The following is a 12,083-nucleotide window of genomic DNA, read 5'->3' on the forward strand; positions in this document are numbered from 1 at the left end:
ACCGGCTACCCTTGTGGGCTGTGACCGACGCGCGCGAACAGTTGATCCAGTTCATCTCCTCCGAAGCGGTGTTCCACGGCGACTTCACCCTGACCAGCGGGAAGAAGGCGACGTACTACATCGACCTGCGGAAGGTGAGCCTGGACCACCGGGTCGCGCCGCTGATCGGCCAGGTCATGACCGAGCTCGTGCAGCAGGTGCCCGACGTCGACGCGGTCGGGGGCCTCACCATGGGCGCCGACCCCATCGCGAGCGCGGTGCTGCACCAGGCCGCCGCTCGGGGCCTGGCCTACGACGCGTTCGTCGTCCGCAAGGAGCCGAAGGACCACGGCCGCGGCAAGCAGGTCGAGGGCCCGGACCTGCGGGGCAAGCGCGTGGTCGTGCTCGAGGACACCTCGACCACGGGTGGCTCGCCGCTCAAGGCGGCCGAGGCGCTCGAGCGCGAGGGCGCGATCATCGCCGCCGTCGCGGTCGTCGTCGACCGGGACACCGGTGCGAAGGAGACCATCGAGGCCGCCGGTTACCCCTACTTCGCGGCCATCGGGTTGGCTGATCTGGGGCTGACCGCGTGACCGAGGAGCGTCCCGAGGACGCGCGCGGGCCCGAGGACACCGCCGGCCCGGCAGACGGGGTCGACGGCCAGGAGGCCCGGCGTGCGTCCGGCGAGGACGCTCCGTTCCACGGGCTCCGCAGCGCTGCGGACATCTTCGGGGCGCCCAGGGGCGCGGACGACTGGCCCTCACGGCGCGAGCGCCGCGAGGCGGAGCGCTCCGCGAAGGAGACCGGCGCACCGCTGCCCGAACCGTTCGTCCCCGACGACGAGCCCGAGTCCGGCACGAGCACCGGCACCGACGCCGGCGCGGGCGCCGTGTCGTCCGCTCCCGCGCCGCTCGACGACGGCGCCACGCAGGCGATCTCGATGCCCGAGCAGCTCGCCGCACCGTCCGAGAACCCCACCGCGGCGGTCGAGTACGAGCGCTCGACCCTGCACGACCGCATCCCGCCGCCCGCCGCAGTGCCCCCGGCCGCCGCCGCGCCGCACCCCTCGTCGATCTCGCTGCCGACCGCGCAGACGCACCGGGACGAACGCGCCGCCGCGAGCCGTGCCGTCGACGCGGAGCGCCGCCGCGTCGACCCGTTCGGCGAGGGTCGCGCCGACGTCGACTGGCTCGGACGGGCCACGGGCCCCGGGGCCGTGCCGACCGGTCCGGTGGCCCAGCAGCCGCCCGGCGTCGAGAACGTGCTGCCGCCGACCGAGGAGCCGCCGAGCTTCACCGACCTGCTGCGCCTCGACGAGCTCGGGCGACCGGCGTCGGGTGTCGCCGGCGCCGACCGGCCCTTCGACTGGGCGATCCGCGACGACGAGGCCGGCGAGGTGCCGTCCGCGCTGACCGCGGACACGTTCGACACCACCACGACCTCGACGGGCTCCGGCTCGTGGTCGCTCGCCGCGGAGTCCGACGAGCCCGCTCGCGACGACGCCACCCCGGCGCACGGTGTGCCGCCGGTCCTCCGCGAGTTCCCGGTGCCGCCGGCCGTCCCCGCAGCCGCTGCCGCCGCCGCGAGCGCGCCGGCCGCTCCCGGCCCCGGGGCGACGCCCGCGTCCGACGCGACCGAGGCCCTGGACGTGCGCCGCGCGCCCGGGCGGGACGACGCTGCGGACCCCGCCCCGGGCCTCCCGTCCGACGCGCCGACCACCGCGATGCCGGCGGCCGACGCGAGGTGGGACGACCCCGACGCGACCGTGCCGCCCACGGCGGCCCCGCCGCTCGTCGAGCCCGTGGCCGGGACCCAGGCGTACCCCGCGGCGCTGCCGCCCGCGGTCGGGCAGGACCTCGACGCGTTGCTCGGGCTCGGCGCCGACCGCCGGGACGACGACCACGTCGCCGAGCGTCCGACCGCCCTGCCGGGCACCGCGCCGGACGACCTCGACCAGTCCGAGTGGGCCGGCCGCGAGACGAGCGACACGAGCGCCATCAAGGACCTGTTCGGCACCGAGGCCGTCGACCAGCTCGGCGGCACCGGCTACGACCCGGAGGACACCGGCACGCGGATGATGCCGGCGGCCGTCGCGTCGTCGGCCGGGGTGTCCGCCGCGAACGGGCAGCGAGCGGGCGGGTCGTCCGGTGCCGGCGGTGCGTCCGGCGGTCGCGACAACTTCATCAACGAGGGCGTCGCCCGGCTCCGGAGCGAGGGCACGCGCGGCAAGCAGCTGCTCATCGGCGCGTCGGTCGTGCTCATCCTCGTGCTCGTCGTCGCGGTGTTCCTGCTCACCCTGTGGATCCGGGGCAACGGGATCGCGGAGCAGACCGCACCGACGCGCTCGCCCGCCGCAGCTGCGTCGACGGCTCCGGCGACCCCGTCGACCACACCCTCGGCCGCGGCGCCGTCGAGCGAGGCAGCCCAGTCCGGCACGACGCTGCAGTTCGCGACGACGCCCGCGCTGCCCGGCGAGCACCCGTGGACCGACCTCGCCGGTGGCGAGTGCCTGTCACCCTTCACGAACGCCTGGTCGCAGACCTTCACGGTCGTCGACTGCGCGACCCCGCACATCGCCCAGCTCACGGCGCGGATCCCGGTGACCGCCGACGCGTACCCCGGCGCCGAGGCGCTCGGGGCGCAGGCCGCCGAGCAGTGCCAGTCGGACGCGGCGCTGAACGGCTCGGCCGCGGCCGCCGTCGGGGACGTGCAGGTGCAGGGCTCCTACGCCCCCGACCAGCAGACGTGGGACCAGGGCGACCACTTCCTGTCGTGCTTCGTGACGCGGTCGTCCGGGCAGCCGCTCACCGGGTCGCTCGCGCCGGCGTAGGTCTGCGCCGCACCCGCACCCGCACCCGCACCCGCACCCGCACTCGCACCCGCCGCCGCGGCGGCTGACCGGGGTCGCCGAGCACCCGTTCTGCGACGATCCACCCTGGGATCGGAGCGTGGGCTGTCGCACCGTGCACACGCAACGGGTGCGTGTGCACCGAACGACAGCCCACCCGTCGAACGACGAGTGGGCTGTCGGAGCATGCACGAGCATCCGGGCCGACCGGACGGGCCTGGCGCTCGGGTACCCGGGCGCGCGTGGGGTCAGGCGCTCGCCGGCACCTGCGCCGACACGTCGGTCAGGGTCTGCAGCTCGTCGGCGCTGAGCTCGAGGGCCGCCGAGGCGAGCAGTGCCGGCAGCTGGTCGGTGTCCCGGGCGCTGGCGATCGGCGCGACGACGTCCGGCTGCGCCTGCAGCCAGGCGAGGGCGACGGTGGCGATCGCGACGTCGTGGGCCTCGGCGACGGTGGACAGCGCGTCGACGACGGCGAGACCCTCGTCCGTGAAGTACCCGGAGACCTGGCCCTCGCGGTCCTTCCCGGCGAAGTCGCCCTCCGTGCGGTACTTGCCGGTCAGGAACCCGGCGGCGAGCGCGAAGTACGGCACGACGCCGAGGCCGTGCTCGTGGGCGAGCGGGGCGATGTCGGACTCGTACGGCTGGCGGGTCACCAGGTTGTAGTGCGGCTGGATCGCGACGGGCTGCGCGAGGCCGTTCTCCGTCGCGATGCGGATCCACTCCTCGGCCCGCTCCTTCGAGTAGTTCGAGATCGCCGTGTACCGCACCAGGCCGTCCTGCACGAGCTGGTCGAAGGCGCGGACGGTCTCCTCGAGCGGGGTCGCCTGGTCGTCGAAGTGCGCGTAGTACAGGTCGATGCGGTCGGTGCCGAGGCGCTGCAGGCTGGCACGGGCGGCAGCGGCGACGTTCGCGGCGCCGAGGCCCTGGAACTGCGGGTGCTGCGAACCCTTCGTCGCGATGACGACGTCGTCGCGCTTGCCCGAGGCGCGGAGCCACGAGCCGATGACCCGCTCGGACTCGCCGCCCTCGTTGCCCGGCGCCCAGGCCGAGTAGACGTCGGCGGTGTCGACGAAGTCACCGCCCGCGGCGGTGTACGCGTCGAGCACCTGGTGGGAGGTGCGCTCGTCCGCCGTCCACCCGAAGACGTTGCCGCCGAGGGCGAGGGGGAACACGTGGAGGTCGCTGGTGCCGATGCGGGGCATGTGGGGTCCTTCCGGTTGTGCACGTGGTCGTGGGCGGTCCGGGGACGGACCGTCGTCTGCCGACGGTATGCCCCGAGTCTCGACGCGGTCCCGGGATCGCGGACGAGCATGGACGGATGACCGCGCTCACCGAAGCCCTCGCCGACCCGCGCTCCTCCGTCCGACTGCAGGCCGTCATGGCCGCGGGGGCCACCCCGCAGGCCGAGGACCTGGACGTGCTCGTCGCCCGGTGCGTGGTGGAACCGGACCTGTTCGTCCGCGACACCCTGACGTGGGCGCTCACCCGACACCCCGCCGACGCCGTCGTCGCACGGGTCACGCGCGAGCTCACCCGACCCGAGGCGCAGGCCCGCAGCCAGGCACTGCACACGCTGTCGAAGATCCGTGACCGGTCGACCTGGCCCGTCGTCCGCCCGCTGCTCGGCGACCCCGACGAGGGCGTCCTGCGCACCGCGTGGCGCACCGCCGTCGGCCTGGTGCCCGACGACGAACGGGACGGCCTCGCCCGCACCCTCGCGGTGCAGCTCGGCGTCGGCGACCGTGAACGACGTCTCAGCCTGTCGCGGGCGCTCGTCGCCCTCGGCGAGGACACCGTCGCCAGCGTGCTCGCCTCCGCCGCCGACCGCGGCTCGGCGGCGGTGCGCGAGCACGTCGCCGAGACCGAGCGGCTGCTGCAAGACCCCGACGCCGCCTCGGCGCTCGCGCTCGAGCGCGCCCGCCGCGAGGTCGCGCTCGGCCGCACCCGGTCGGCGAAGGGGTAGGCCCCGCGGGGTGCGCACCTGACGGACGGGAGGCCCGTGGCGGACGCCGCCACGGGCCTCCCGACCGTTCCGGGGCGGGCCGGGCAAGACCTGGATTCGGGACGCCGAAGAGGCCGGATCGGCTTGCGCACGCGGATCGGAGCGCGCCAAGGTGGGTGCCGAAGGGGAGTAGCTCCCAGCGCGTGCATCGACACACTGGCCATCACGACGATCGGCCCGGTGCACCACCCGACACGGATCCGACAGGGCCGGATCGGGCGAGCGAGACCTTCGGCCGTTCCGCCGTGGCCGAGGTCCTCCCTGCGAGGCCCTGCCGTGGCTCCTCCCGGGAGACCCACCATGACCGACACCCTGTCGACCCCCACGTCGACGGCCGCCGCCCCCGCACCCCGCATGGGCGCCAGCGCCTGGGGCCGCATCGCGATCTGCGTCGTCCTCGCGCTGCCCGCCGTCGTGTTCCGCCTCGGCGGACTCGCACCGAACCCGGTCGTCGACCTGTTCGTCTTCGGCGGTGCCGTCGTCGCCGCCGCGTTCCTGCTCGCCTGGGCCGCCGAGGCCGCGCAGAAGGACATCTCCGGGGCGCTCGCCATCGCGATCCTCGCGCTCATCGCCGTGCTCCCCGAGTACGCCGTCGACCTGTACTACGCGTTCCGCTCCGGGTACGACCCCGCGTACGAGCAGTTCGCCGCCGCGAACATGACCGGGTCGAACCGGCTCCTGCTCGGCTTCGGCTGGCCGCTCGTCGTGATCGTGTCGCTGCTCGTCGCGCGACGGTTCGTGCGCGAGGGCTCGATGCCCGCCGCTGCCAGCCGGGTGCTCGAGCTGGAGCGGTCCGCACGGCTCGACGTCGGGTTCCTCGCACTGCTCGCCGTCGTCGCGTTCCTCATCCCGCTGATGGGCTCGATCCCGATGTGGTTCGGCTTCGTGCTGCTGGCCGTGTTCGTCGTCTACCTGTGGCGGGCCTCGCAGGTGCCGGGCGACGACGACGAGGACCTGCCCGGCATGGCCGGCAACATCGCCTCGATGCCGAGGGTCGCCCGCCGCTGGACGATCGTGCTGCTCTTCGCCGCAGCCGCCACCATCGTGCTCATGGCTGCGGAGCCGTTCGCCGACGCCCTCGTCGAGTCGGGCAGCGCGCTCGGCATCGACAGCTACTTCCTGGTGCAGTGGCTCGCGCCGCTCGCGACCGAGGCCCCCGAGTTCATCGTCGCCGTCCTCTTCGCACTGCGCGGCATGGGTGGCGCGGCCATCGGCACGCTCATCGCGTCGAAGATCAACCAGTGGTCGCTGCTCGTCGGCTCGCTGCCGATCGCGCACGTGCTCGGCGGCGGGACCTCGGGCGGGCTGCCGCTCGACGGCCGGCAGGTCGAGGAGTTCATGCTCACCGCGTCGCAGACCGTGCTCGGCGTGGCGATCATCATCGCGCTGCGGTTCCACCGGTGGTCGGCGATCGCCCTCGTGGCCCTGTTCGCGGTGCAGTTCGTCGTGACCGACACGAGCGGCCGGTGGGTGCTCAGCACCGTGCACCTGGTCGCGGCGGTCGTGGTGTTCTGGATCAACCGGCGGGAGATCGGGCCGACGCTCGCAGCGCCGTTCCGCCGGCCGCGGGCGGCGTAGGCCGGGGGCCAGGGGCCGGGGGCCCGGCGCTGGGCGGGCGCGAGGTCGCGCGTTCTGCCGCCTGGTCGGCGCTCGGGCGGCGCAAGGTGCGTCCTCGGCGGACGTGAGCGGCAGGTCGTGCGACCTCGCTGTCGTCAGCGGCTGCTGGTGAAGCCGTCGAGTGCAAGGCGGTATGCGGATTCGTCGGCCCGCACCTCGGCGGCGACGATGAGCTCGTCCTCGTCACGCTGCTGGCTCCATGCCTCGACCGGGAGGACGGTCACCCGACGGAGCCCGCGTCGCCAAGCGGCGATCAGGCTTCCCTGCGCCTTCGTCTCGGGTGCTTCTTCGATCGGACGCATCTGGCGCGACTCTCCGCGCACCGAGTCGACCCAGGCTTCCAGTGCTTCCTGGTCGATGCCCTCCCAGCCGTACTTGTCGTGCCACCGAGTCGTGTTGCGGATGGTGGGCTTCGACTGCAGCAGCGTCGCCCACTCGTCCGCCCACGTGCGCTCGACGTCGTCGCGGAGGCGAACCGGACGACGTGACGAGCCGGTGTCGATCGGACCCGTCGACACCGGGGCGCCGCTGTGTCCTCCGAGGCCCCAGGCGCTGCGGACGAACAGCAGTTCGAGGATCTCGAGATCGTGGTCGTCGACCTCGACCACCATCTCGTTGGGCCAGTCGACCGGGTTCGGTGTCGTCGCTGCGTAGCGCATGCTCACTCCTTCTTCGAGTCTGGCCGCCGCCGACGGCGGCCAGGGCGGGATGGCGGCACGGCGTGCCGCCACCCCCGGACTGGCGGATCAGTACGCGTCGGTGGGTGATCCGCTCGTGCAGCGCGCGCCGGTCACGAGCAGAGCGCTCGATCCGGCACGGACCGTGCCGTGCGCGGACGCGTTGCCCGCGATCGCGACGTCGTGCGTGGCGTTCCAGTAGCTCTTGTTGTTGAGACCGCTGAAGCCCTCGCTGTAGGCCTTCGACAGCGTCGAGCCGTCGACGTTCCAGGTGTGCTGGACCGTCGCCGCCTTGACCGAGTACCCCGTGGAGATGCGGATCCCGTTCACGTACCGCACGATGTTGAGGCTGGACGAGCCGCACGATCCGTAGACGATGTTCTTCGTGCTGACACCCCCGGGCCTCGTCGCGAGGTTCGACGCTGCGTCCTTCGCGGCCTGCTTCTTCGCGGCGGCCGTGACGGGGACGGACTGCTGGACCCCATCTGCGTCGGTCACGATCTTGTAGCCGTGCGCTTCGGCGACCTTCGCGTCGTACCCGGTGATGGTCATCGGCATCGTCACCGATGTGGTCTCGACGACGGCGTTGGCACTGGTCGGCGCTGCTACTGCGATGCCTGCGGCGACCGTCGTGACGAGCAACGCACCGGCGAGCTTGGATGAAACGTGCATGGTCTTTCCCCCTTCATGAAGTGCGCCATCGCACTTCTTGAAAAATGATCGCGATTTGGATCACGAGCAGTTTCACCCCAGGCCGGATGCTTGTCAGTCGACTCTTCCTGGGACAAGACCTGTACCCCGAACGGGGGTGCTCGGAGATCGTCGGGCCTTGAGCGCGCCCGCCCGGCCGCGGTCAGTCGGCGTCGGGAGCGAGCCAGATCGCGGACGCCGCCGCTGCCGGCAGGTCGACGAGGGACTCGGTCCCGTCGCTCGCCCGGCGCGCCACTGCGATGACGCCGGCGTAGTCGCGCACTCGCTCGACCCGCAGGTGCGTGCCGAGTCCCACCCCGAGTTCGTCGAAGTACCGCAGCAACGAGGGGTCGTCGTCCGACACCCGGTCGACCGTGCCGCACGAGCCCGGCTCGACCGCGCCGAGCAGTGTGCCGGGTGAGTCCGGCACCGAGCCGTCGGCGGCGGGGATCGGGTCGCCGTGCGGGTCGTGCGTGGGGTGGCCGAGGTCGGCGTCCACCCGGTCGAGGAACCGCTCGGACACGGCGTGCTCGAGTGCCTCGGCCTCGGTGTGGACCTCGTCCCAGGAGTAGCCGAGCCGCTCGACCAGGAACGTCTCGATGAGGCGGTGCCGGCGCACCATCGCGACGGCGACCTGCTGGCCGAGCGGGGTGAGGACGACGCCGTAGTACGGGGTGTGCTCGATGAGCCCGTCACGGTCGAGCTTGCGGAGGTTGCCGGAGACCGTCGACGCCGACACCTTCAGCGCGGCCGCGATGTCCCGCGTGGCGAGCCCCGCGCCACCGCGCTCGCCGTCCTTCCAGATGAGCTTGACGTAGTCCTCTGCCATGGTCGACAAGGAGGGCAGGCGCATACCGCCAATCGTACGGCCGCCCTGGTACAGATGAGACGTGCACCCACCCCGTCGCCGCCGCTGGCCGGTCCCGCCGTCCCTGCTCGTCGGCCTCGTCCCGATCGTGGTCTTCGCGGCGGTCAGCGCCTGGCGGTCCCGACCGAGTGACGACTACGCGACCCTCGGGCAGACGGTCGACAGCGTCGTCCGGGCGCTCGTGGTGCCGGAGGGCATCGCCGTCGTGGCGCTCGCCGTGTTCGTCACCGCGCTCGGCTGGTGGCGCATCGCCACGGTCGACCGCACCCGGACGCCCCTGCGGTGGACGATGGTCGCCCCGCTGCTCATCGTGCTCGTGGGCCTCGCCCGCCTGCCCTTCGTGGACTGGTCGGCGTTGCCGCCGCACTACTTCCTGCTGCTCACCGTGGGGGTGCTGTTCGTCGGGGTGTTCGAGGAGCTGATGACCCGCGGCGTCCTGCTCGTCGGACTGCGCCGTCGCGTGCCGGAGATCGGCGTGTGGGCGATCTCGTGCGCGCTGTTCGGCGTGCTCCACCTGCTCAACGTGCTCGGCGGTGCCGAGGTCGACGCGACGCTGCTCCAGGTGGTGTTCGCGGCGTCGTTCGGCTCCACGCTCTACGTCGCCCGTCGGCTCACCGGCAACCTGCTCGCCCCGGTGCTCCTGCACGCGTTCTGGGACTTCGGGTCGATCGGCTTCTCGGCGACCGCCGGGTTCGAGGACCGGGGCCGCCTGCTCGCGGTCGGGCTGATCGGGTTGTTCTCGTTCGGGGTGCTGGTGCTCGGGATCGTCGCGGGCGCGTTGGTCGCGTGGCGGGACGACCGCCCGCGTCGCCTGGCGAAGCAGTGGCGCTCGGTGCCGCCGATGGCGGCCTTCGCCCTGGAGGCCCGTGGCACCGCATCCGTCGAGGCCCCCGCCGGTCTCGCATCGCGGTAGCGACCCCGTCCGTCGCGCCCGGCACGGTCCGGCCCTGGGCGCGACGGCGCACACCGAGTGCACCGGAACCGCGACGCGACGTGGCGCGGATGCACTTCGGTCGTGCGCAGCGACGCAGCCGCGCGGGCGGCGGCGCGCTGCTCGCTAGAGCTCGACCTCGAAGGGCTCGGTGCGGACGAGTTCGTGGACGCCCGAGATGACCTCGCTCGGGCGGAACGGGTAGCGGTCGATCTCGGCCTGGTCGCTGATGCCCGTCATGACGAGGACGGTGTGGAGCCCGGCCTCGATGCCCGCCTGCACGTCGGTGTCCATCCGGTCACCGATCATGCCGGTGTTCTCGGAGTGTGCGCCGATCCGGTTCATGGCCGAGCGGAACATCATCGGGTTCGGCTTGCCGACCACGTAGGGCTGCTTGCCGGTGGCCTTCTCGATCATCGCGGCGATGGCGCCTGTGGCGGGCAGCACGCCCTCGGCCGACGGGCCGGTGGCGTCGGGGTTCGTGACGATGAAGCGGGCGCCGGCGCGGATGAGCCGCACGGCCTTCGTGATGGCCTCGAACGAGTAGTTGCGGGTCTCGCCGACGACCACGTAGTCGGGGGCGGTCTCGGTCATGATGAAGCCGGCCTCGTGCAGCGCGGTCGTCATGCCGGCCTCGCCGATGACGAACGCCGAGCCGCCGGGCATCTGCGAGCGGCAGAAGTCCGCCGTCGCCAGGGCCGAGGTCCAGATCCGTTCCTCGGGGACGTGCAGGCCCGAGCTGCGCAACCGCGCGCTGAGGTCCCGCGGCGTGAAGATCGAGTTGTTCGTGAGCACGAGGAACTCGGTGCCCTCGTCGAGCCACTGCTGGATGAGTTCCGGGGCTCCGGGGAGCGCCTGGTTCTCGTGCACGAGCACGCCGTCCATGTCGGTCAGCCAGCACTCGACCTCGTCGCGGGTTGCCATGGCCCTCACCCTAGTGCGCGGCCGTGACGGGGACCCCGGGACCACCGGCACCGCGCCTGCCTGAACACCGACCGCCGGTCGGCTTTGCCCTAGGCTTTTCGGGACACGTACCGCATCAAGGAGGACCGCCCGTGCTCGTCGAACCCGGACCAGCCACCGCCGCCCCAGGGAGTCCGCCCGAGGCCGCCCCGCGTCGCCGCCGCGGGCGGCCGAACGCGCTGGACCGGCAGCAGGTCGTCGACGCGGCGACGGCGATCGCGAACGAGGACGGTCTCGACCGTCTGTCCTTCCGGGCCCTGGGGGCGCGGCTCGGCGTCGCCCCGATGACGGTGCACCGGACGATCGGCGGCCTGGACGACCTGCACGCCGAGCTCGTCCGCCGCACGGTCGACGAGTTCACCGCGACGTTCGTCTGGCCCGACGAGTGGCACGAGGTCGTCCGGACCTTCGCCACGACCTTCCGCGACCTCATGCGGACGCACCCGCTCGTGCTCGAGTCGCACAGCCAGCGTGCCCCGCTGGCGTCCACCGAGTCGGACGCCGTCGTGGCGGAGGTCGTCGGGGCGCTCCGCCGGGCCGGCCTGTCCGACGAGGAGGCGATGTACGCGTTCTTCGTCGTCTACGACTTCGTGGTCGGGCACGCCGGGGTGCAGGTCGGCCGGGGCGACGCCCCCGCCGGTCGACCGGAGCGGCACGCGCTCGTCGGCGAGGTGCTGGGGGAGCACTCCTACGACGTCCGGTTCGCCCTCGGGCTCGACATCCTCATCGCGGGCATCGAGGCGCGCGCGAGCGCCTGACCGCCGGGTCGTACGCTGGTCCGGTGAGCACCACGCCCGAGCCGTCGCACGAGCTGACGACGAACGGCGTCGGTCCGCACCCCGAGCCGTGGCCGGACGACCCGCGGCTCGACCCGGAGCTGCTGGCGGCCGGGGACAGCCGCAACGTCGTCGACCGGTTCCGCTACTGGTCGATGGAGGCGATCGTCGCCGAGCTCGACACCCGTCGGCACGCGTTCGACGTCGCGATCGAGAACTGGCAGCACGACCTGAACATCGGGTCGATCGTGCGGAGCGCGAACGCCTTCCTCGCCGGCACGGTGCACATCATCGGACGGCGACGCTGGAACCGGCGCGGGGCGATGGTCACCGACCGCTACCAGCACGTGCGGCACCACCCCGACGTGCAGACGTTCCTGGCGGCGATGGCGGACGAGGGCCGGCCCGTGGTCGCGATCGACAACACCCCCGGTGCCGAGCGGATCGAGACGGCGGCGATCCCCGAGCGGTGCGTGTTCCTGTTCGGCCAGGAGGGGCCGGGCCTGACCGACGAGGCGATCGCCGGCGCGGACGGGCACCTCGAGATCACGCAGTACGGCTCGACCCGGAGCATCAACGCGTCGGCCGCAGCGGCCGTCGTGATGCACAGCTGGATCGTGCAGCACGCCAGCCCGTCCTGACCGACGACCCCCCAACGGGGTGAACGGCAGGGTGAAAAAGTGACCGTTCGTCGCCGCGAAGCCGTGAGTGTCCTCAGGATGGAAGCGCAGC

At 73.0% G+C, this 12,083-nt stretch carries 12 protein-coding genes; 7 read left to right on the forward strand and 5 right to left on the reverse strand.

Annotation, left to right across the window (positions count from 1 at the left end):
- The first annotated feature begins 20 nt into the window (after window positions 1–20).
- Both pyrE and BIU97_RS17460 read left to right on the forward strand, forming a co-directional pair.
- Window positions 21–572: an orotate phosphoribosyltransferase gene (pyrE, locus tag BIU97_RS01305; protein WP_071296847.1), complete on the forward strand. Its 552-nt coding sequence runs from the start codon at window positions 21–23 to the stop codon at window positions 570–572.
- Entirely contained in the window at window positions 569–2,809 is a 2,241-nt protein-coding gene (locus BIU97_RS17460) for a septum formation family protein (RefSeq protein ID WP_071296848.1), read from the forward strand. The genes pyrE and BIU97_RS17460 overlap by 4 nt, the downstream gene beginning before the upstream one ends.
- 266 nt (window positions 2,810–3,075) lie before the next feature.
- Here the strand turns inward: BIU97_RS17460 and BIU97_RS01315 are convergent, their stop codons facing one another.
- Window positions 3,076–4,029 (reverse strand): aldo/keto reductase, encoded by a 954-nt coding sequence (locus tag BIU97_RS01315; protein WP_071296849.1) that lies wholly within the window; start codon window positions 4,027–4,029, stop codon window positions 3,076–3,078.
- A gap of 116 nt (window positions 4,030–4,145) precedes the next feature.
- Between BIU97_RS01315 and BIU97_RS01320 the strand changes: the two genes are divergently transcribed.
- Together BIU97_RS01320 and BIU97_RS01325 are read left to right on the forward strand one after the other, a co-directional pair.
- Window positions 4,146–4,790 (forward strand): HEAT repeat domain-containing protein, encoded by a 645-nt coding sequence (locus tag BIU97_RS01320; protein ID WP_071296850.1) that lies wholly within the window; start codon window positions 4,146–4,148, stop codon window positions 4,788–4,790.
- Between the two features lie 339 nt (window positions 4,791–5,129).
- A complete protein-coding gene (locus tag BIU97_RS01325; protein ID WP_254782824.1) occupies window positions 5,130–6,407 on the forward strand; it encodes a sodium:proton exchanger in 1,278 nt (425 codons plus the stop codon).
- 134 nt (window positions 6,408–6,541) lie between these two features.
- Here BIU97_RS01325 and BIU97_RS01330 read toward each other — a convergent pair whose 3' ends face one another.
- From BIU97_RS01330 to BIU97_RS01340, 3 genes are all read right to left on the reverse strand, one after another.
- Entirely contained in the window at window positions 6,542–7,105 is a 564-nt protein-coding gene (locus tag BIU97_RS01330) for a hypothetical protein (RefSeq protein ID WP_071296851.1), read from the reverse strand.
- Between the two features lie 87 nt (window positions 7,106–7,192).
- Window positions 7,193–7,795, reverse strand: a complete 603-nt coding sequence (locus BIU97_RS01335; RefSeq protein WP_139195840.1) for a hypothetical protein — start codon at window positions 7,793–7,795, stop codon at window positions 7,193–7,195.
- Window positions 7,796–7,976: 181 nt separating this feature from the next.
- A complete protein-coding gene (locus BIU97_RS01340) occupies window positions 7,977–8,666 on the reverse strand; it encodes a metal-dependent transcriptional regulator (protein ID WP_071256936.1) in 690 nt (229 codons plus the stop codon).
- Between the two features lie 37 nt (window positions 8,667–8,703).
- Between BIU97_RS01340 and BIU97_RS01345 the strand changes: the two genes are divergently transcribed.
- Window positions 8,704–9,594 carry a CPBP family intramembrane glutamic endopeptidase gene (locus tag BIU97_RS01345; protein ID WP_071296853.1) on the forward strand — a complete coding sequence of 297 codons (891 nt, stop codon included), beginning with the start codon at window positions 8,704–8,706 and terminating at the stop codon, window positions 9,592–9,594.
- Window positions 9,595–9,738: 144 nt separating this feature from the next.
- Here the strand turns inward: BIU97_RS01345 and BIU97_RS01350 are convergent, their stop codons facing one another.
- The gene (locus BIU97_RS01350) at window positions 9,739–10,536 is read right to left on the reverse strand and encodes an HAD-IIA family hydrolase (protein WP_071296854.1); all 798 of its coding nucleotides are present in this window, start codon (window positions 10,534–10,536) and stop codon (window positions 9,739–9,741) included.
- A gap of 131 nt (window positions 10,537–10,667) precedes the next feature.
- On the opposite strand from BIU97_RS01350, the gene BIU97_RS01355 reads away from it, so the two are divergent.
- Together BIU97_RS01355 and BIU97_RS01360 are read left to right on the forward strand one after the other, a co-directional pair.
- Window positions 10,668–11,333, forward strand: a complete 666-nt coding sequence (locus tag BIU97_RS01355; RefSeq protein WP_071256921.1) for a TetR/AcrR family transcriptional regulator — start codon at window positions 10,668–10,670, stop codon at window positions 11,331–11,333.
- A 23-nt stretch (window positions 11,334–11,356) separates the two neighbouring features.
- The gene (locus tag BIU97_RS01360; protein ID WP_071256918.1) at window positions 11,357–11,992 is read left to right on the forward strand and encodes a TrmH family RNA methyltransferase; all 636 of its coding nucleotides are present in this window, start codon (window positions 11,357–11,359) and stop codon (window positions 11,990–11,992) included.
- Window positions 11,993–12,083: the final 91 nt, after the last annotated feature.

The sequence above is a fragment of the Curtobacterium sp. MCBA15_009 genome (genome assembly GCF_001864895.1).
Taxonomy (GTDB): Bacteria; Actinomycetota; Actinomycetes; order Actinomycetales; family Microbacteriaceae; genus Curtobacterium.